Genomic DNA, 20,141 nt, shown 5'->3' with positions numbered 1-20,141 from the left:
CCCCAGCCCCATCCGTCCTGTCCCTGTGGGCTCCCGCCCCGGTCGGACGGCACTTGGCAAGAATCCGTTGAACCCTGGCAATCCCGCCGCTTCCGTGTGCCGCCGGCGTCTTCTACCGTCGCCCCGTGACCAAGCTCCTTCTCTCCCTCCACGTCATCGCCGCCATCGTCGCCATCGGGCCCGTCACCGTCGCGGCCAGCATGTTCCCGCCGAGTGCGCGTCAGGCGCTGGCCGAGCCCGGAAGTGAGCGGGCCGTCTCCAACGTGCGGCTGCTGCACCGGATCTGCCGGGTGTACGCGGGGCTCGGCATCGCCGTGCCCGTGTTCGGGCTGGCCACGGCGGGGGCCATGGGGGTGATGGGGGACCCCTGGCTGATCGTGTCGATCGCGCTGACGGTGATCGCGGCGATCGTGCTGGTAGTGCTGGTGCTGCCCCGGCAGGAGGAGATCCTCGACGGGCTGGGGGACACCACCAGGACCGGTGCCGGTACCGACGCCGGTCCTGGTGCCGACCCCGTTCCCGCGCGTACGGCCACCCTCACCAACCCCAAGGCGACCGTTCAGCTGGCCATGTTCACCGGGATCTTCAACCTGCTCTGGGCCGTGGTCACCATCCTCATGATCGTGCGGCCCGGCTCCACCACGGGTGCCTGACCGCACTACCGCCACCCGTTCGGGAGGCTTCGACTCATGACCGTTGCGCCCCGGTCACCCAGCCGTCCTCGACCGCCTCGGCCCGGAACCGCCGCGCCACGGAGGCCGCGACCAGTACGCCCGCTGCGATCACGAGCGTAAAGAAGGCCCAGGTCAGCGGCCAGACCTCGGCGTCCGGGGGTTCCGGGTGGCTGCGGAAGGAGACGTACATCAGCGCGGCCGGCGGTACCGCGACCACGAGGAGCGGCCAGGCCAGGGCGTCCCGGTGGCCGAAGTAGGCGGCCAGGGCGATCAGGGCGACGCCGAGGACCGCCAGGCCGGGGCCGACCACCGGTGTCGTCTCGCCGAGGGAACCCGGGAACTCGACGCGGTTGCGCAGGTCCCACGGGAGACAGAGCAGATAGACGGCCATGGCCGCGGTGGCGCCGAGCAGACGGGTCAGCCAGCGTTCCGGCCAGGGGCGCGTGCGCAAGGGGCGGAGCAGCTTCTCGGTCATGCGTACGAGGGTGCCGGGCGCCGGGGGCGGCCCGACAGAGTACGCGTACTCAGACACAAGTACTCAGACGCGCTTGGCCGCGCTTGGCCGCGCTTAGCCATGCCTGGCCGTGCCTGGCCGTGCCTGGCCGTGCCTGGCCGTGCCTGGCCGTGCCTGGCCGTGCCTGGCCGTGCCTGGCCGTGCCTGGCCGTACCCGGCCGTACTTGCCCTACGCCCCGATCGCCCGCGACACCGTGTAGATCAGCAGGCCGGCCAGAGAGCCCACCACCGTGCCGTTGATGCGGATGAACTGCAGGTCACGGCCGATGTGCGCCTCGATCTTCCGTGTCGTGTGCTCGGCGTCCCAGCTCGCCACCGTGTCCGTGATGAGCGAGGTGATCTCGCGCCGGTACGTGGTGACGACGTACACGGCGGCACCCTCGACCCAGCCGTCGACCTTGCCCTGGATCTTCTCCTCTCCGGCCATCCGGGCGCCGAGCGACAGCAGCGAGGCCCGTACGCGCAGGCGCAGCTCGCTGCGCTCGTCCTCGGCGGCGGACACGATCATGGACCGTACGGCCGTCCAGGCGGACGCGATGAGGTCCTGGACCTCGCCCCGGCCCAGCACCTCGCCCTTGAGCCGCTCCACACGGGCCCGCGTGTCCGTGTCGGACTGGAGGTCGGAGGCGAAGTCGGTGAGGAAACGGTCGAGGGCGCCACGGGCGGGGTGCGTGGGCGAGTCGCGCATCTCGGTGACGAAGCGGAGCAGCTCCTTGTAGACACGCTCGCCGACCTTCTTGTCGACGAAGCGAGGGGTCCAGCCGGGGGCGCCGCCCTGTACGGCGTCCATGACCTGCTCGTCGTGCAGCACGAGCCAGTCATGAGCGCGGATGACGACCAGGTCCACGACCCGCCGATGCCCCCCGTCGGCGACGACCTTCTCCAGCATCTTGCCGATACCGGGCGCGATCTCCTGGGCGTCGGCGCGGCGGGTGATGGCCTCGCCGACCACGGCCTGGACGTCCGAGTCGCGCAGCACGGTCAGGGCGCCGCGCAGCGCGGTGGCGAGCTCGGCGGTGACGCGGTCGGCATGGTCCGGTACGGCCAGCCAGGCGCCGAGGCGGCTCGCTATGCCCACGGCGCGCAGCCGCTGCCGTACGACGTCCTGCGAGAGGAAGTTCTCCCCCACGAACTCGCCCAGCGACACCCCCAGTTGATCCTTCTTGTTCGGGATGATCGCGGTGTGCGGGATGGGCAGGCCGAGCGGGTGACGGAACAGTGCGGTGACGGCGAACCAGTCGGCCAGCGCGCCGACCATCCCGGCCTCGGCGGCCGCGGCCACGTACCCGGCCCAGACTCCGGCGCCCTCGTGCGAGGCCCACTTCGCGAGCACGTAGACGAGCGCCACGAAGAGCAGCAGCCCGGTCGCCGTGATCTTCATCCGCCGGACGCCCCTGCGCTTCTCCTCGTCGGCGGGGCTGAAGGCGGTCATCGAGCGGTAGGTGGGGGCAGAGGCGGGAGGCTTGACGGAGAAGGCGGTGTCACCATCGCCGGAGACCGCCCCGTTCCCGGAGACCGCCCCGCTCCCGGAGCTCGCTCCCTTCGCGAGAGCCGGGCCGCCGCCGGAGGACGCCCGGCTCGCGGCCCTTGCCCCGTCCGCCCCCTCCACGGGGGCACCAGCGGGCAGGGAACCCTCGGACAGGGAGCCCTCGGGCAGGCGACCGTCCGGCAGGGAGCGCCTGCCCTCTTGGTGTGGCATGTTCGGATTCGTGCGGTTCATTCACTCCACCCGTTCGTGTCCCCCGTACCCCATTGTCCCTTCCCGGCCCCGCTCAGCGACCATGTGGCCGTTGTGTGACCTTTTCCTGAACGACTCCTGGAACGGAACAGGAGTTCCCGGCGTCTGTCCGGTCGGGGGAATCGACGGGGGTTCTGGCGAGTCTCCCCTGCCCCATGACGCATCATGGGGTGATCACATCGGAGCCTCGGGCTCCCTTCGCCCGAGGAGACACGCACCGCATGACCAGGCGCCACGGTTATGCCTTGCTCGCTGCGATCTGCGCATTGGTCGTGGCCGTCTCGGCGGCCATATACGTCGGTGTCGGCTTCGACGACGGCCGCGAGACGGAGAAGACGTTCACCGGCAGCCGCACCCCGCACAACTCGGCGGCCCCCGCCTCGACCGGCACCTGGGTCGGTTCCTGGTCCGCCTCCCCGGTCGGCGGCGAACCCGGTACGGAGAGGAACGGCCTCGCGGGCCGCTCCATCCGCAACGTCGTCCACACCGGCACCGGCGGTACGAGCGCCAGGGTCACGCTGTCCAACCTCTACGGCCAGCAGCCGCTCACCGTCACGCACGCCTCCCTCGCGGTGGCCGCCACCGTGAACAACCCGGCCGCCGCGGCCGACACCATGCGCCGCCTCACCTTCGGCGGCAACCCCTCGGTCGTCATCCCTCCGGGCCGACAGATCCTGAGTGACGTCGTACGCGTCGCGGTGCCGCCGAACACCGACATGCTCGTGACCACGTACTCCCCCACCCCGTCCGGCCCGGTCACCTACCACCCGCAGGCCCGCCAGATCTCGTACACGGCCGAGGGCGACCGCACGGAGGACGTCACCGGGGAGCCGTACACCACCCAGACCATGTACTGGCGCTACGTCACCGCGCTGGACGTACTCAGCAACGAGTCGGACGGCACGGTCGTCGTGATCGGCGACTCGCTCACCGACGGCGTGACCTCGACCGTGAACGCCAACCGTCGATGGACGGACGTCCTGTCCCAGCGGCTGCGCGACGCCGCGGGCTCCGCCGACGTGCCGCGCTACAGCGTGGTCAACCAGGGCATCAGCGGCAACCAGGTCCTCGCCAACGGCCTCGGCCGCCCCGCCGAGAACCCGAGCGGCCTGTCCCGCTTCGAGCGCGACGTGCTCGGTCGTACGGGTGTCCGGGTCGTCGTCATCGACCTCGGCGTCAACGACATCCTGCGCAACCCGCGGCAGGTGAACCCCGACACGATCGTCGCCGGGCTGCGCAAGCTGGTCGCCCGGGCCCACGCCCGCGGGCTGCCCGTCGTCGGCGCGACGCTCATGCCCTTCCAGGGCCACCGCGGCTACCGTGACGACCGCGAGGCCGTACGGCAGGCCGTGAACGCCCAGATCCGCGCGGGCCGCGTCTACGACGCGGTGGTGGACTTCGACCAGGCGCTCCGCGACCCGTACAACCCGCGCCGGCTGCGGTCCGACTACGACTCGGGCGACCATCTCCACCCCAGCGACAAGGGGTACGCGCGGATGGGGGACGTCTTCGACCTGGAGAGCCTGAACGGCGCGGCCCCGGCGGAACTCTGAGAGCCGAACGGCCGTACGGGTGACGGCCGTACGGGTGACGGCCGCGCAGGTGACAGCCATACAGGTGCACGGGTATACGGCTGTACGGCCGGCTCGGTCAGCTCGCCAGTTCGGTCAGCTCGGCCGGTTCGGTCAGCTCGGCTGGTTCGGTCGGAGGCCCCGGGGCTGGGGCCTCCGGTCAGGCAGTTCCGGGTCAGTAGTCCCGGCGCCGCCGCCTGTCCCGCTCCTCGCGGCGGGCCTCGCGTTCCTCCCGGCGGGCCTCGCGGTGATCGTCCAGGGCGTCGCGGACCTGCTCCATCGCCTCACGGTGGACATCGCGCAGGTCGTACGGGTGATCGTGGGGTGAGGCGCGCAGTTCCTTGCGCGCCTCACGGCGCTCCAGCCTCTCCTGGCGGCGGGCCTCCTTCAGGCGCTGCCTCTCCGCCTTGGACAGCTTGCGCTCGACGCCGACACCGCCCCAGAAGGCGAACCCCGTGACGATCACGCGGGGCGCGCCGGGGTCGCCCGGGACGCCCTCCTCACGGTGGTCGAAGCCGCCCATGATGCCGATCCCGCGGACCTCGACCTCGACGCCGGGCGGCACGATGACCTGCATGCCGCCCATGATCGCCACGCAGTTGACGGTGACCTCGCGGTCGGCGAAGTTCGCCTCGCGCAGGTCGATGACGCCGCCGCCCCAGAACGCGAAGGAGTTGAACTGCCGGGGCATGGTCCAGCGGCCCTTGCGTTCGAACCCCGACATGACCGCCACACCCCAGGTGGACGACCCCTCGCCGCCGACGATCCGCCCGGCCCAACTCCCCTGCTCCGCAGGCTCCTTGACCATCGACACCGACGGCGGCGCCATGGCACCCTGCCCCGGCAGGTCACGGGTGATCGGCGTCAGTTCACCGTAGGTACGGGCCTTGTACGTGGCATCCAGTCGTTCCTCGAACTCCTCCATGTCGAGACGGCCCTCGGCCAGGGCGTCCCGCAGTTGCTCGGCGACTCGTTCGCGGTCGGCGTCCGAGGCCCTCAGGCCGTCGGAGGGCCGGGCCCCGGGGCCCTCGGGCCCCGACGAGGCGCGCGGCGTCAGCCGCTGATCGTCACTTCCCCCAGAAGACGCAGCGTCGTTCATGAGTGCCAGCCTACGAGCAAGCCGCCCGCCGGGCTACGAATCCGTCTCCACGGCTCGGCCCCAGGCTGCGCTCCCGGCCCCGCGCACCGGCTAGGGAACCGTCTCCTCCGCCTCGCCCGGACGCCGGGCAGGGTCCGCCTGCTCCGCGTACTCCGCCTGCTCCGCGTACTCCGTCTGCTTCGCGAACTCCGTCTGCTTCGCGAACTCCGTCTGCTTCGCATACTGCGCCTGCTCCGCGTACATCGTCGCGATCACGGCCTCGATGTCCGGCTCCCGCACGGACAGGTCCACCAGCGGATACTCGGCCGCGATCCGCGCCACCAGCGGGGCCGCCGACTCGGACGCGGGGAAGGCCAGCCACTGCCGCGGTCCCTCCACCTTCACCACCCGCGCGGGCGCCGCCTCGATCGGGGGCAGCTCCCGCTCCAGGTCGACCACGAGGGTCCGCTCGCTGTCGCCCACCTCGTGCAGTCCGGCGAGCGGACCGTCGTAGACGAGGCGCCCGTGGTCGATGACCATGACCCTCCGGCAAACCTGCTCGATGTCCTGGAGGTCGTGCGTGGTGAGCAGCACGGTCGTGCCGCGCTCGGCGTTCAGGTCCCGCAGGAACTCCCGCACCTTCGCCTTGCTGATCACGTCGAGGCCGATGGTGGGCTCGTCCAGGTACAGCACCTCGGGGTCGTGCAGCAGCGCGGCCGCGATGTCGCCGCGCATCCGCTGGCCGAGGGACAGCTGGCGTACGGGGACGTCCAACAGGTCCGCCAGTTCGAGGAGTTCGACACAGCGGTCGAGGTTCTCGCGGTAACGGGCGTCCGGGATGCGGTACATGCGGTGCATCAGCCGGTAGGAGTCGATCAGCGGAAGATCCCACCACAGGGTGGTGCGCTGCCCGAAGACGACGCCGATGCGGTGGGCGAGGCGCGTGCGTTCACGGGAGGGGTCGATACCGGCGACGCGCAGCCGGCCGCCGCTCGGGGTGAGGATGCCGGTGAGCATCTTGATGGTGGTGGACTTCCCGGCGCCGTTCGGGCCGATGTAGCCGACCATCTCGCCGCGCGCCACGGTGAAGGAGATCGAGTCGACCGCCCGCACCTCACGCCGTTCACGCCGCAGGAACCCGGTCTTCTTGCGGACGTCGAAGACCTTCTCGACCCGGTCGAGTTCGATGAAGTGACGGTCCATGCCGTCGCTGTAGCCGCTGTAGCCGGTGTTGCTGATGTCGCCGGTGCTGCCGGTGCTGCCGGTGGTGCCGGTGCTGTTCAGACCCATGTGCGTGCTAACTCCCCGTACTCCGGTACGAACGCAGTCCCGCGCGCCAGGCGAGGCCCGCCAGCACGCAGCAGCCCGCCGCCACCAACGGCGGTGCGAATGCCACCCATGTCGGCAGGTCGAGCGGATAGGGGCGCCCCAGCACGTACAGCGCGGGCACCCAGTTGACGAAGGCGAGCGGGAGAACGAAGGTCACCCCGCGCACGAGGTCCTTGGCGAAGACGGTCGGCGGGTACTGCAGGAGGGTGCTGCCGCCGTACGTGAACGAGTTCTGCACCTCGGCCGCGTCCTGCGCGACGAACTGGAAGGCGCCGCCCGCCACGAACACCGCCCCGAAGACCAGCCCTCCGCTGAGCACCATCATCGGGACCATCAGCACCTTGAGCGGCGTCCAGTCGATGTCGAGCACGGCGATGGCGTACCCGAGCACGAACAGCCCCTGCGCGATCCGGCCCAGGCGGCGCAGCGCGAACCTGTCCGCGGCGACCTGGGCGAGCACCGGCGCGGGGCGGACGAGGAGGGTGTCCAGCGTGCCGTCGCGGACACGGCTCCCGAGCCGGTCCATGGAGCCGATCATCAGGTCGGTGAGCCCGAAGGCGACGCCGACCACCCCGTACAGGAAGGCGATCTCGGGCAGGGTGTAGCCGCCGAGCTCGTCGACCTGGGAGAACATCAGCAGGATCGCGACGAAGTCGAAGGACGTCGCCGCGAGGTTACCGAAGGCGGTCATGGCGAAGGAGGCGCGGTAGGCCATCGTGGAGCGGATCCACATGGCGGCGATCAAACGGTAGGCACGCAGCCCGTCGCGCAGGCGGCGGTACGGCCCGTACGACCCGTACGGCCCATACGGCCCCCGCCCGGTCTCAGCCACCCTGGACCACCACCCGCCGTGTCGCCGCCGACTGGACCAGCCGCCCGGCCGCGAGCAGGACTACCGCCCAGGTGGCCTGGAAGGCGAACGTGCCCAGCGGGTCCGCCTCCCCCACCAGGACGTCCGCGGGCGCCTGGAGCAGCGCCGACCAGGGCAGGAGGCGGGCGATCTCGCCGAGCGCACCGGGGAAGACGTTCAGCGGCAGCAGCATCCCGGAGAAGAACACCCCGGTGAGCCAGGTGAGTTGCATCGCACCCGCGCCGTCCAGCAGCCAGAACGCCCACAGCGCGACGATGTAACGGATCGCGAAGCTGACGACCGTCCCCAGAGCGATCGCGACCAAGCAGGCGATCCATGTCAACGGGTCGGTGGGCAGGGCGAGTTCGAAGAAGAGCGCGCCGCAGACCATGGGGGCGACGCCTCGTCCGAGCAGGTGGAAGAGGGCGCGGCCCGTGTCCGCGGCGAGCCACCACGCCTGGAGATCGGCGGGCCGGTACAAGTCGACCGCGATATCACCCGTGCGGATGCGCTCCATCAACTCCGCTTCGAAACCGTTGCTGCCCAGGACCATCACCGCGAACATCGCCTGCCCGACCCACACATAGGTGAGGGCCTGGGCCTGGTCGTAGCCGCCGAGGTGGGGCTTCTCGGCCCAGAGGGCGATGTAGGTGTATGCGAGGATGAAGCCGAAGACGGTGTTGGTGAACACCCCTGCCGCGGTGGCCACCCGATACGTCGCATACCGCCTGAAGCCACCGGCGGCGACAGCGGCGTACAACCGCCCTGTCCCCACGAGGAACCTCCATCCGCTGCGAAGAGTTATGCCGAGAGTGCCGCGAGGCCGGCCGAATCCGATGCCGAGTCAGGTGTCGCGTCCGGTGTCGAGTCCGGTGTCAAGTCCGGTGTTCGAGGCTGCTTCGGGCCGAAGCGCAGGAGCCTAGTGTGCGGATGGCGAGGCGTGCCACGCGTTTTCCCGGGTCGGCGTGTGCCGCGTACCGGGAACGGAACAGGTGGTGCAACAGTCTTCAGGTGGGGGCGTTGAAGGCGCACGAGGGCGTACGGGAACGTACGACGCGAAACAGGAGCATGGCAGCACCATGAGCGACGAGCCGCAGCCGAAGCAGGACAGCCAGGGCTGGGCACCCAGAGAACCGGAACCGGGCCCCGCCCGAAGCCGGACCCCACAGGAGGGACCGACCACGCCTCCGAACAGCGGCCCCGACAAGGCCCCGAGAGATTCCGGGGCGACTTCGGACGGCCCCGACAGAGCTGCGGACGAGCCGAAGGCGACTCCGGACGCCCCCGGCAAGGGTCCGAGCAGCCCTGACGATGCTTCAGACGACCCCCACGAGCCCGACGTGCCCGGCAAGCCCGGCAAGCCCGGCAAGGCTTCGGGCGACTCCGAGCGCTCCTCTGGCGGGGAGGACGAGGCCTCCGACGGGGCAGCAGCCGAGGGCGCCGGTGAGACCTCGGGCAGCGGGGCCGCCAACCCCTCGGAGAGCGGGCAGGTCAAGGCCCCGGGGAACAGCCCCGGCGCACCCCCGCGCGCCGACACGGACAAGTGCCCAGACGCGGACAAGGTCCCTGACACGGACAAGGCCCCCGGCCCGGACCGGGACCTCAACTCGAACCAGGACCCCGAGCCGGACCAGGACACCGGCCGCAGCCCCGCACCCACCAGCCGCACGGGCACCACCGCCACTCCGGCCTCGACCGGCGGCGCCGGCAAGGTTCCCGTCGCCGCGCAGAGCAACGCCCCCGGCGCACCTCTGCACGACAGCACCCGCCAACTCCGCACCATCACCCCCGCCAACGGCCCGGCCGCTACTGCGAGCGAGAGCATGGTCGCCGGCGAGGCCGTGGGCGACGGCGCGGGCGCCGCCGCTGTCGCCGATGGCTCCGGGAAGAAGGCCAAGCAGGCCAAGCAGGCCAAGCAGGCCAAGCGCAAACGCACCGGGTGGCGGCGGCTCTTTCCCACCTGGCGGATGGTGCTCGGGACCTTCGTGCTCGGGATGCTGCTGCTGGCCGGGCTGTTCGTACTGGGCTACAACATGGTCCACATCCCGAAGGCGAACGCCGCCGCGATCAAGCAGAGCAACGTCTTCCTGTACGCGGACGGCAGCCAGCTCGCCCGCGACGGCGAGGTCAACCGCGAGAACGTGTCGCTCGGGCAGATCTCCAAGGCGGCCCAGCACGCCGTACTGGCCGCCGAGGACCGCGACTTCTACACCGAGTCGGCCATCGACCCCCAGGCGACGCTCCGCGCCGCCTGGAACACGGCGACCGGCAAGGGCAAGCAGTCCGGCTCGACGATCACGCAGCAGTACGTGAAGAACTACTACCTGGCGCAGGAACAGACCGTCACCCGCAAGGTGAAGGAGTTCTTCATCGCGATCAAGCTGGACCGTGAGGAGACCAAGGCCCACATCCTGGAGGGCTACCTCAACACCAGCTACTTCGGACGCAACGCGTACGGCATCCAGGCCGCCGCCCAGGCGTACTACGGCGTCGACGCCGACGAGCTCACGGCCGGACAGGGCGCGTACCTGGCGTCGCTGCTGAACGCGCCGAGCGAGTTCGACGTCGTCGCGTACCCCGAGAACAAGGACGCGGCCGTCGCCCGCTGGAACTACGTCCTCGACGGCATGGTCAAGGAGGGCTGGCTGTCGGAGTCGGCGCGGGCGAAGACCACGTTCCCGACGCCGAAGCAGACGGTGGTCTCGGCGGGCATGTCCGGCCAGCGCGGCTACCTCGTCGAGGCGGTCAAGCAGTACCTGTACGACAGCAAGGTCATCGACGAGGACACCCTGCGGGCCGGCGGCCACCGCATCACGACCACCCTGCAGAAGAGCAAGCAGGACGCCTTCGTGAAGGCGGTCGACGACCAGGTCATGGACAGGCTCGACAAGAAGAACCGTGCGGTCGACAAGTACGTCCGCGTGGGCGGTGTCTCGATAGACCCGAAGTCGGGCAAGGTGCTCGCCATGTACGGCGGCATCGACTTCACCCAGCAGTACTACAACAACGCGACGCGCCGCGACTACCAGGTGGGCTCGACGTTCAAGCCGTTCGTGTTCACCTCCGCCGTCCAGAACAACTCGGCCACCCAGGGCGGCACCCCGATCACCCCGAACACGGTCTACGACGGCTCCAACGTGCGCCCCGTCCAGGGCTGGAGCGGCGGCGCGTACGCCCCCGAGAACGAGGACCAGGTCTCCTACGGCAACGTCTCGGTCCGCCAGGCCACCGACAAGTCCGTGAACTCGGTGTACGCGCAGATGGCCGTCGACGTCGGCCCCCAGCGGGTCGAGCAGACCGCCATCGACCTCGGCGTCCCGGAGTCCACCCCGGACATGGAGCCGTACCCGTCCATCGCCCTCGGCACGGCCACCGCGAGCGTGCTGGACATGGCGGAGGCGTACGCGACACTCGCCAACCACGGCAGGCACGGCACATACACGCTAGTCAACAAGATCACCAAGGACGGCGAGGAGATCGGCCTCCCCAAGCAGAACGTCGAGCAGGCCGTCACCCGCGAGGCCGCCGACACGACCACGGCGGTCCTGCAGTCCGTCGTGGACAGCGGCACGGCCACGGCCGCGCAGGCGGCGGGCCGCCCGGCGGCCGGCAAGACCGGTACGGCGGAGGAGGACAAGGCGGCCTGGTTCGCCGGCTACACGCCCGACCTCGCCACCGTGGTCGCCGTCATGGGCCAGGACCCCGACACCGGCGTGCACAAGCCGCTGTACGGCGCCATGGGCCTGCCCCGCATCAACGGCGGTGGCGCGCCCGCGGAGATCTGGGCCCAGTTCACCAAGACGGCGCTCAAGGGCACTCCGGTGACGGACTTCGACCTGGAACTCCAGGAGGGTGCCGACGACGTAGTGATCCCGCCCGGCGAGGACACCGACGAGCCGAGCGAGCCCGGCAAGGGCGACGAGGACAACGGCGACGGCTCCCCCACCGGCGACGAGGACACCGAGGGCGACACGGCCGGCCAGGGCCAGGACAACGGCGGCCAGACCGGCGGCACCCCCGGCACCGACGGAGGCACCACGGCCGGCGGCGGTCCCACTGACGGAGGCGCCACCGGCTCCCCGCCCACGGGCGACGTCGGAGGCGGCACCGGCACTGCGAACGGCGGCACCGGCGATACCGGAGGCACGGGCGACGTCGGCGGCGGAGGCGGCACCGGCCCCGGCGGCCCAGGCACCGCGAACGGCGGCACGGGCGCCGACGGAGGCGCGGGCCCCGCCGTGAGCTTCTAACGCCCGCCTGTGCCCGGAGACCGAGCTGCCCGGAGCTCGGCCTCCGGGCCCTCCGGGCACAGGCATCCGGGACACATGGACACACGAAAGGGGCTGGCGACCACGGTCACCAGCCCCTTCTCCGTACGTGGGTTACGTGGAAGAACCGGCCCTCGCCGGGGTACACCCTGAGGGCACCCTCAGGGCACCCTCAGAGGTACAGCCCCGTCGAGTCCTCGGAGCCCTCGAACCGGTCGGCCGCCACGGCGTGCAGGTCCCGCTCGCGCATCAGCACGTACGCGGTGCCCCGGACCTCGACCTCGGCGCGGTCCTCGGGGTCGTACAGCACACGGTCGCCGGGCTCCACGGTCCGTACGTTCTGTCCGACCGCGACGACCTCGGCCCAGGCCAGGCGCTTGCCGACAGCCGCCGTCGCCGGAATCAGGATGCCCCCGCCGGAGCGCCGCTCGCCCTCGGCGGTGTCCTGCCGCACGAGCACACGGTCGTGCAGCATCCGGATGGGCAACTTGTCGTGGTGGGTCTTCTCGCTCACACCCCGAACCTACCTGCCTTCGCGCGGATCGTACGCAGTAGGGGCCGTCGTAGGGGCCGTCCTCGGACGGTCAGCCCGGGTCAGGCCCTGCGACGCCGGGTACCGAGGGCGAGCAGCCCGACGACTCCGACCACGACGAGGGCGACCGGCACGATGCGTTCGAGCCGGGGCGCGCCGTCCTCGCGCACCAGCTGCACCTTGACGTCGGTGACCACGCGGTTGACGCCGACGTAGGCCCGCCCGAGCGTGTGGTCGATGTTCGAGACGACCTTGGCCTTGGCGTCGCCGACGATGGTCTTCGGGTGCACCCGGGCGCCGATCTCGTCGAGCGTCTCGGCCAGCATCTCGCGGCGGGCCTTGATGTCCGCCTCGATCTGCGCCGGGGTTCTGGTGTCCGAGGTGTCCGCCACCGCGCTGCCTCCGTGTCGCCGCATCCACCTGCGGGGCTCAAGCCCGCGGGCCTCTCACGGACAGTCTGTCAGCTCGGCAGAGCGCCACAGTGTCAGGACCCCCTATTACGCTCGGGTTCGACACCAGTGTCCGCACCTGTATCTGTCTTGCGTACGAGGAGACCAGTCCGATGAGCGAGCGACTCCAGCCCGGCGACACCGCCCCCGCCTTCACCCTGCCGGACGCCGACGGCAAGGAGGTGTCGCTGGCCGACCACAAGGGCCGCAAGGTCATCGTCTACTTCTACCCGGCCGCCCTGACCCCCGGCTGCACGAAGCAGGCCTGCGACTTCACGGACAACCTGGAGCTCCTCGCGGGCGCCGGTTACGACGTCATCGGCATCTCCCCCGACAAGCCCGAGAAGCTGGCGAAGTTCCGCGAGAAGGAAAACCTCGAGGTCACGCTGCTGGCGGACCCGGACAAGAAGGTCCTCGACGCCTACGGCGCCTTCGGCGAGAAGATGAACTACGGCAAGACGTACATGGGCGTCATCCGCTCCACGATCGTCGTGGACGAGCAGGGCAAGGTCGAACGGGCCCTGTACAACGTGCGGGCGACCGGCCACGTAGCGAAGATCATCAAGGATCTGGGGATCTGAGGGAGCGCTGTTCCCGCGGAGCGGGGCCCAACTGCCACGCCACCACGACCACCTGGTCCGGAGGAGGCCGCCGGAGATACGCGTGGGCGAGCACCACTCGACCGGTAGCATGTCGCTGCGCGGCCGTGGCGAAATGGCATACGCGAGGGCCTTAGGAGCCCTTGGGCGAGAGCCCGTGTGGGTTCGAATCCCACCGGCCGCACTTCTTGCGTCCAACGTCGCGGCCGCCGAGTCGGCCGACTGGCGAGTTGGCCGGCCGGCGCGTCAGCCGGCCAACGCATCAGCCGCTCGGCCCTCTCCAGCGCGACCCGCACCGTGGTGCGTGCCTAGCGTTGCCGTGTGAACACGCAGTGGAATCGTCGGCACTTCCTCGGGTCGGCCGCGGGTATAGGTGCGGGAGCCGTCATTGCCGGGTGTACGGCAGGCGGTTCCCCTTCCACTCCGGCCGGCAGCCGCGAGGCGGTTCGGGACGAGAACTCCCTGCGCGGCCACCACGACTGGGGACTGGGGCGGCGCGGGGACGATCGGGCGATCGAGGGATACACCGACCGGGTCAGCGTGCTGCCCGGGGAGACGTTCCGGCTGTTCGTGTCCACCACCGGGCGGACCTTCCGCGCCGAGGCGTTCCGGATGGGCTGGTACGGAGGGGCGCAGGCCCGCAGGGTGTGGAAGTCCGGCGATCTGCCGGGGCGCCGGCAGCCGGTGCCGGACGCTTCGGGTGAAACCCGCACGGTGTCGGCGGCGGCCTGGCGGCCGAGCGCCCGGATATCCACCGGGGGGTGGCCGGAAGGGTCGTACCTGATACGCCTGACCGCCGACTCGGGCGACCAGCGGTACGTCCCGGTCACGGTGCGGTCCCGGTCCGCGGCGGGGAAGGTCGTGCTGGTGAACGCGGTGACGACCTGGCAGGCGTACAACACCTGGGGAGGCCGCAGCCTGTACCAGGGGCCGGACGGCAAGGGCGACTACGACGGCCGTTCGCTGGCGGTGAGCTGCGACCGCCCGTACGACCACAACGGGGCGCGGCTGTTCCTGGTGTACGAGCAGCCCGCCATCGCGCTCGCGGAGAGCCTGGGGCTGCCGCTGGCCTACACCACGAACATGGACCTGGACGCCGATCCCGGCCTGCTGGCCCGAGCCCGCGCGGTCATCTCGCTCGGTCATGACGAGTACTGGACGCCGGCCATGCGGCACCGGGTCACCGCCGCCCGTGACCGGGGCACCAATGTGGCATTCCTCGGCGCCAACGCCTGCTTCCGCCGTATCCGGATGGAGTCCACCGCCCACGGTGACCGGCGGCTGGTGGTCTGCTACAAGACGGACTGGAAGCGGGACCCGTGGTACGGCAGGGACGACGCCGGGGTCACCACCGACTGGCGCGAGCCCCCGCGTGCCGATCCGGAGAACTCCCTGACCGGCACCCTGTACGAGAGCAACGGGACCAGTGCGGTCTACACGGTCGCCGAACCCGGCCACTGGCTGTTCGCGGGGACGGGCGCGACCCGCTCCACCCGGATACCGAACCTGGTCGGCACCGAGTACGACCGGGTGACCGGTGACGCCCATACGCCGCGCCCGATCGAGATCATCGCCCACTCCCCGCTGAAGTGCCGCGGGGTGCGCAGCTACCAGGACTCCGCGTACTACACGGCGGAGAGCGGAGCCGGTGTGTTCAATACGGGCACCATGCGCTGGGTCGAGTCGCTGAAGGGCGACGGCGCCCACGGCATCCCCCCGTCCTCGGCCCGTTTCACCCGGCGGGTCACCGCGAACCTGCTGCGGGCCTTCGCCCAGGGCCCGGCGGGCCGGCGCCACAGTGCGCGGGACAACCTGGTCCGGTACGACCCGTTTCCGTCCAACGCGATCTCGCTCCATCACGACCTGTGGTGACCCGGTGGACTCGGTCCGGCGGGCGAGAGCGGGTCCTCGGCAGCCGTCCCGGTTCAGCCGTGCCAGACGGCGCGGATCTGTTCGGCGTGCTCGGCCGCCTGCCGCAGTCCCTCCCGTGCCGCGCCGGGAATGCGGGATGCCTCCAGCGGATTGCGGCCGAACGCGCGGCGGGCCGCCCGGTCCGGGACCAGCAGAGCGGCCCGGGCGCCGCCCGCCACCAGGGCGGCCACCTGGTCGGAGGTGCTCAGGCCGGCCCCCGGGCCCTTGGGGATCGGGGCCAGTACGACGACCCGGCGGCAGTCGTGCACCAGGTCGGCGTTGGTCGTGGAGCGCACACCCCCGTCCATCCAGCGCCCTTCGCCGATCGTGATCGGCGGGAACAGGGGTGGCAGCGCGCAGCTGGCCGACATCGCCCGCACCAGGTCGACCCCGCTGTCGGCGCTGAAACCCTTCGGCTCGCCGGTGAGCGCGTCCACCGCGAACAGCCGCACCGGCCTCTCCGGCCAGTGCTGAACCGGTAGTTGGGGGCCGATGGCGTCGAAGACGTCCGACTCCGACACGTCGCGCACGGTGAGCGCGAGCCTGGCCAGCCGTTTGACCATGGTCTCCGGATCGCGCGTACCGAGCGCGGCCCACAGGTACTTGGCGGTCATGGTGAGGGTGAAGTCCACCTCCAGCATGGCCCGCGTCCGGCTGACCTGTTCCCCGTACAGGTCAGCCGGCGCCGCCCCGGTGGCCAGTTCCACCGCCAGCAGTGAGCCGGCCGACGTGCCCGCGAGCACGTCGGCCCCGCCGAGGTCGAGCCCGGCGTCGGCCAGCCCCGCCAGCATGCCGACCTGCCACGCGTACGCGGTCAGCCCGCCCCCGCCCAACACCAGCGCCGTATCCGCCACGCCTCAGCCTCTCACTAACGGGGACTGGTCCCCGGTTCACAGCGACGACGCTAGCACGGAAACGGGGAGTGATCCACGCTTTCGCCGGTGCACAGACAAGGTGCACAGACAAGGTGCACAGCAGGACGGACAGACAGAAGGGCCGGCCCGGGAGGGGTTTCCTCCCGGGCCGGCCCTTCTGTCTGCGTTCGACCTGTCTGCGTTCGACGCGGCGTGCTCCGGCTCAGCCGAGCAGTTCCCGCACCACCGGCGCCAGCGCCCGGAACGCCTTCCCCCGGTGGCTGATCGCGTTCTTCTCCTCGGGGGTCAGCTGCGCGCACGTCCGGCTCTCCCCCTCCGGCTGGAGGATCGGGTCGTAGCCGAAGCCGTTCGTACCGACCGGGGCGTGGCGCAGTGTGCCCCTCAGCTGTCCCTCCACCACGCGCTCGGTGCCGTCCGGCAACGCGAGGGCCGCCGCGCACGCGAAGTGGGCGCCGCGGTGTTCGTCGCTGATGTCGGCGAGCTGGGCCAGCAGCAGTTCGAGGTTGGCCCTGTCGTCGCCGTGCCTGCCCGACCAGCGGGCCGAGAAGATGCCGGGGGCGCCGTTCAGGACGTCCACGCACAGCCCGGAGTCGTCGGCGACCGCGGGAAGACCCGTCGCCTGTGCCAGGGCGTGGGCCTTGAGCAGTGCGTTCTCCGCGAAGGTGACGCCGGTCTCCTTGACGTCGGGCACATCGGGGTAGGCGTCCGCACCGACGAGTTCGTGAGCGAGCGCCGCGTCGGAGAGGATCGCCCGCAACTCGGTGATCTTTCCGGCGTTACGGGTGGCGAGGATCAGGCGGGTCATGGCCACACAGTAACGAGGTCCTCGGGAGCGCCCCTGAAAGGGGCGCCCCCCGAAGGGGCGCGGGGAACTGCGCGACAAGCCACACACAACCCGCAGCCGACCGACAACAGGAACCCTGCAGACGAGACGCCCCCGCCCAGCCAGCGCAGCGCTACGGCGTGCAGACCTTCGTCAGCTCACCCGCCGCATCCGTGATCGGACTGATGTCCGGGGTCTCGTCACCGTTCTTGACCGAGTCACGGACGTTGGTGACGGCCTTCTCCAGGTCGTCGACGGCCTTGTTGACGTCGGCGTTGTCGGTCTTGTCGCCGATCTCGCCGAGGTTCTTGTCGATGGAGTCGAGCGACTCGTCGATCTGGGTCGGGTCGTCGGACGCGCTCTCGACCGCCTGCTGGAGGTCGGTGACGCTGTCGGCGATGGCGTCGGCGGTCTGGACGCAGTCCAGGGCCTTGTTGACGGCGTCGCACCCCGTGGCAAGACCGGTCGTCAGCGCGACCGCTGCTACGGCGGCGGCGATGGTCGTACGACGTCGGCGGCGGCTCGCGGCCATGGAACTGTCCTCCTAGCGTGCAGGCCTGACGGCCCCCATGCGATGCGGATCGCGGATCGGATCGGGTGTACCGCGTGTGCCGTACGCCCGTACCGGTAGGGACGCGGGAAGACCGTGCCGTGGTTGCTCACGGCACGGACCGTTTCTTGGTGCGCCCTTTACCTTTCGAGGACCGTATCAAGCGCCTTGCGCTGCAGTGCGTCCAGCTCCGTACAGCCGGACACCGCCAGGTCCAGCAGCGCGTTGAGCTCCTCGCGGGCGAACGGCTCGGCCTCCGCCGTTCCCTGGACCTCGACGAAACGGCCGTCGCCGGTGCAGACGACGTTCATGTCGGTCTCCGCCTTCACGTCCTCCTCGTAGCAGAGGTCGAGGAGCGGGACGCCGCCGACGATGCCCACGGAGACCGCCGAGACCGTTCCCGTGAGCGGCTGCCGGCCGGCCTTGATCAGCTTCTTGCGCTGGGCCCACGCCACCGCGTCGGCCAGTGCCACGTACGCGCCCGTGATGGCCGCCGTGCGCGTGCCGCCGTCGGCCTGGAGGACGTCGCAGTCGAGGACGATGGTGTTCTCGCCGAGCGCCTTGTAGTCGATGACCGCGCGGAGCGAGCGGCCGATGAGGCGGGAGATCTCGTGCGTACGGCCACCGATCTTGCCCCTGACGGACTCGCGGTCGCCGCGGGTGTTGGTGGAGCGGGGCAGCATCGCGTACTCCGCGGTGACCCAGCCCTCGCCGCTGCCCTTGCGCCAGCGCGGGACGCCCTCCGTGACGGAGGCGGTGCAGAGGACTCTCGTGTCGCCGAAGGAGACGAGGACGGAGCCCTCGGCGTGCTTGCTCCAGCCGCGCTCAATGGTGACCGGGCGGAGCTGTTCGGGCGTACGGCCGTCGATTCGAGACATGACGACGAGCCTAGTCGCACGTACGGAGAGGCCCTCCCACGCCGGGTGAAAAGGCCGCGCGGAAGGGCGGGGAGGAAAGAGAGGCCCCCGGGACCAGGACAGGTGGTTCCGGGGGCCTTCGGCATCAGCGTACGCGGTCCTGGATCGGCGCGTGAGCTGATCCCGTACGAAGGGGACGGGCCGGCGCCTCTCGTTGCTCGCGCTACCCGCGCTGCTCGCGCTCAGATCTCGTACGACACCCTGGGCGCCGCCAGTTCCACCGGGCCCTTGTACACCGCGCGTGCGTCCGCCAGGTTGACCTGGGGGTCCGTCCACGGCGGGATGTGGGTGAGGACGAGGCGGCGGGCTCCGGCGCGGGCGGCCGTCTCGCCTGCCTCGCGGCCGTTGAGGTGGAGGTCCGGGATGTTCTCCTTGCCGTAGGTGAACGCGGCCTCGCACAGGAACAGGTCGGCGTCGCGGGCGAGTTCCTCCAGCGCGTCGCTGACGCCGGTGTCACCGGAGTACGTCAGCGCGCGGCCGCCGTGCTCGATGCGGATGCCGTACGCCTCCACGGGATGGGCGACCCGCTCGGTGTGGACGGTGAAGGGGCCGATCTCGAACGTGCCCGGCTTGACCGTGTGGAAGTCGAAGACCTCGCTCATGGAGGAGGCGGACGGGGTGTCGGCGTACGCGGTGGTCAGGCGGTGCTCCGTACCCTCCGGTCCGTAGACGGGGATCGGGTCGCAGCGGCCGCCGTCGTGGCGGTAGTAGCGCGCCACGAAGTACGCGCACATGTCGATGCAGTGGTCGGCGTGCAGATGGCTGAGGAAGATCGCGTCGAGGTCGTAGAGACCGCAGTGGCGCTGCAGCTCGCCCAGGGCGCCGTTGCCCATGTCGAGGAGCAGCCGGAAGCCGTCGGCCTCTACGAGGTAGCTCGAACAGGCCGATTCCGCGGACGGGAACGACCCCGAGCAGCCGACGACGGTGAGCTTCATAAGAGCTGGAACCTCCGCGCTGGCAGATGGTTGACAACGGGAACGGGGGGTCGGGTCGGGGGTCGTGCGGTGCGTCGAGCGTAAGGCGCAAAAGGGCCGGTCGCTCCTCCGGCAGGGGCTGTTGTGGGCGAACTCACCTGTGCTGTCACCGGTTCGGCTGGATGTGGGGCGTGCGCGGCTCGGGGTGGGACGGGGTGTCGTGTGACAGGGCGGGCGCGGAGTGGAGTGCGCCGGTACCGTCATGCGTATGGACACGTCGTGGTGGCTGGCGCTGGCGGCTGTGGTGCTGCTTGCGCTGGTCGCGACGCTCGTGGATGGGTGGGGGCGTCGTGGACATCGTGGACATCGTGGGCGTCCGGTGCGCGGGAGGCCGGGGCGGAGGCGGACCCCGGATGGGGCGCGGCGACAGCCGGGGCAAGGGCCGGAGCCGGGGCCAGGGCCGGAGCCGGGGCCAGGGCCGGCGGAGGTCTGGTGGGTGCGGGTGCCGCACGAGGAAGGGCCGTCGGGGGTGGGGGATCGGCCCTGTCT

The 20,141-nt window shown here is 70.8% G+C and carries 17 protein-coding genes, 1 tRNA gene and 2 pseudogenes; 7 read left to right on the top strand and 13 right to left on the bottom strand.

Annotated features, from left to right (window positions below; all coding sequences use genetic code 11):
- The first annotated feature begins 125 nt into the window (after positions 1-125).
- Complete coding sequence (locus tag FPZ41_RS33110; RefSeq protein ID WP_322621036.1) at positions 126-653, top strand: protease; 528 nt, start codon at positions 126-128, stop codon at positions 651-653.
- Positions 654-687: 34 nt separating this feature from the next.
- On the opposite strand, the gene FPZ41_RS33105 is transcribed toward FPZ41_RS33110, so the two are convergent.
- Positions 688-1,149, bottom strand: coding sequence for a hypothetical protein (locus FPZ41_RS33105; protein ID WP_152867288.1), 462 nt, complete (start codon positions 1,147-1,149; stop codon positions 688-690).
- Positions 1,150-1,357: 208 nt separating this feature from the next.
- The gene (locus tag FPZ41_RS33100) at positions 1,358-2,887 is read right to left on the bottom strand and encodes a DUF445 domain-containing protein (protein WP_152867287.1); all 1,530 of its coding nucleotides are present in this window, start codon (positions 2,885-2,887) and stop codon (positions 1,358-1,360) included.
- 260 nt (positions 2,888-3,147) lie between these two features.
- On the opposite strand from FPZ41_RS33100, the gene FPZ41_RS33095 reads away from it, so the two are divergent.
- Complete coding sequence (locus FPZ41_RS33095) at positions 3,148-4,479, top strand: SGNH/GDSL hydrolase family protein (RefSeq protein ID WP_152867286.1); 1,332 nt, start codon at positions 3,148-3,150, stop codon at positions 4,477-4,479.
- A gap of 193 nt (positions 4,480-4,672) precedes the next feature.
- On the opposite strand, the gene FPZ41_RS33090 is transcribed toward FPZ41_RS33095, so the two are convergent.
- The 4 genes and pseudogenes from FPZ41_RS33090 to FPZ41_RS33075 form a co-directional block, all read right to left on the bottom strand.
- A complete protein-coding gene (locus tag FPZ41_RS33090; protein ID WP_152867285.1) occupies positions 4,673-5,596 on the bottom strand; it encodes a DUF1707 SHOCT-like domain-containing protein in 924 nt (307 codons plus the stop codon).
- A 216-nt stretch (positions 5,597-5,812) separates the two neighbouring features.
- Positions 5,813-6,778, bottom strand: a pseudogene (locus FPZ41_RS33085) (ABC transporter ATP-binding protein); the annotation flags it as partial.
- 94 nt (positions 6,779-6,872) lie between these two features.
- Positions 6,873-7,676, bottom strand: coding sequence for an ABC transporter permease (locus FPZ41_RS33080; protein ID WP_228023144.1), 804 nt, complete (start codon positions 7,674-7,676; stop codon positions 6,873-6,875).
- 52 nt (positions 7,677-7,728) lie between these two features.
- Positions 7,729-8,529 (bottom strand): ABC transporter permease, encoded by an 801-nt coding sequence (locus FPZ41_RS33075; RefSeq protein ID WP_322621035.1) that lies wholly within the window; start codon positions 8,527-8,529, stop codon positions 7,729-7,731.
- A gap of 565 nt (positions 8,530-9,094) precedes the next feature.
- Between FPZ41_RS33075 and FPZ41_RS33070 the strand changes: the two genes are divergently transcribed.
- Positions 9,095-12,004: a transglycosylase domain-containing protein gene (locus FPZ41_RS33070; protein WP_407698853.1), complete on the top strand. Its 2,910-nt coding sequence runs from the start codon at positions 9,095-9,097 to the stop codon at positions 12,002-12,004.
- A 190-nt stretch (positions 12,005-12,194) separates the two neighbouring features.
- On the opposite strand, the gene FPZ41_RS33065 is transcribed toward FPZ41_RS33070, so the two are convergent.
- A complete protein-coding gene (locus tag FPZ41_RS33065; RefSeq protein WP_181586851.1) occupies positions 12,195-12,536 on the bottom strand; it encodes a GroES family chaperonin in 342 nt (113 codons plus the stop codon).
- A gap of 80 nt (positions 12,537-12,616) precedes the next feature.
- Positions 12,617-12,946, bottom strand: a complete 330-nt coding sequence (locus FPZ41_RS33060) for a DUF3618 domain-containing protein (protein ID WP_322621034.1) — start codon at positions 12,944-12,946, stop codon at positions 12,617-12,619.
- A gap of 170 nt (positions 12,947-13,116) precedes the next feature.
- Between FPZ41_RS33060 and bcp the strand changes: the two genes are divergently transcribed.
- The 3 genes from bcp (at position 13,117) to FPZ41_RS33045 (ending at position 15,474) form a co-directional block, all read left to right on the top strand.
- Positions 13,117-13,584, top strand: coding sequence for a thioredoxin-dependent thiol peroxidase (gene bcp / locus FPZ41_RS33055; RefSeq protein ID WP_131566134.1), 468 nt, complete (start codon positions 13,117-13,119; stop codon positions 13,582-13,584).
- Positions 13,585-13,703: 119 nt separating this feature from the next.
- Positions 13,704-13,786: transfer RNA gene (locus FPZ41_RS33050), tRNA-Leu, on the top strand.
- A 137-nt stretch (positions 13,787-13,923) separates the two neighbouring features.
- Positions 13,924-15,474 (top strand): N,N-dimethylformamidase beta subunit family domain-containing protein, encoded by a 1,551-nt coding sequence (locus tag FPZ41_RS33045; RefSeq protein WP_322621033.1) that lies wholly within the window; start codon positions 13,924-13,926, stop codon positions 15,472-15,474.
- Positions 15,475-15,527: 53 nt separating this feature from the next.
- On the opposite strand, the gene FPZ41_RS33040 is transcribed toward FPZ41_RS33045, so the two are convergent.
- The 5 genes from FPZ41_RS33040 to FPZ41_RS33020 form a co-directional block, all read right to left on the bottom strand.
- The gene (locus tag FPZ41_RS33040) at positions 15,528-16,367 is read right to left on the bottom strand and encodes a patatin-like phospholipase family protein (RefSeq protein ID WP_322621032.1); all 840 of its coding nucleotides are present in this window, start codon (positions 16,365-16,367) and stop codon (positions 15,528-15,530) included.
- A gap of 223 nt (positions 16,368-16,590) precedes the next feature.
- A complete protein-coding gene (gene rdgB, locus FPZ41_RS33035) occupies positions 16,591-17,193 on the bottom strand; it encodes an RdgB/HAM1 family non-canonical purine NTP pyrophosphatase (RefSeq protein WP_152867283.1) in 603 nt (200 codons plus the stop codon).
- A 151-nt stretch (positions 17,194-17,344) separates the two neighbouring features.
- A complete protein-coding gene (locus FPZ41_RS33030) occupies positions 17,345-17,743 on the bottom strand; it encodes a hypothetical protein (protein ID WP_131566143.1) in 399 nt (132 codons plus the stop codon).
- Positions 17,744-17,901: 158 nt separating this feature from the next.
- Entirely contained in the window at positions 17,902-18,639 is a 738-nt protein-coding gene (gene rph, locus FPZ41_RS33025; RefSeq protein WP_131566146.1) for a ribonuclease PH, read from the bottom strand.
- Between the two features lie 221 nt (positions 18,640-18,860).
- Positions 18,861-19,613: an MBL fold metallo-hydrolase gene (locus tag FPZ41_RS33020; RefSeq protein WP_152867282.1), complete on the bottom strand. Its 753-nt coding sequence runs from the start codon at positions 19,611-19,613 to the stop codon at positions 18,861-18,863.
- A gap of 247 nt (positions 19,614-19,860) precedes the next feature.
- Here FPZ41_RS33020 and FPZ41_RS48845 point away from each other — a divergent pair.
- A pseudogene (locus tag FPZ41_RS48845) lies at positions 19,861-20,141 on the top strand (type II toxin-antitoxin system PemK/MazF family toxin); the annotation flags it as partial.

Origin of the sequence: Streptomyces acidicola, assembly GCF_009377235.1 — a bacterium.
Taxonomy (GTDB): domain Bacteria; phylum Actinomycetota; class Actinomycetes; order Streptomycetales; family Streptomycetaceae; genus Streptomyces; species Streptomyces acidicola.
This window is presented reverse-complemented; position numbering and strand designations above follow the sequence as displayed.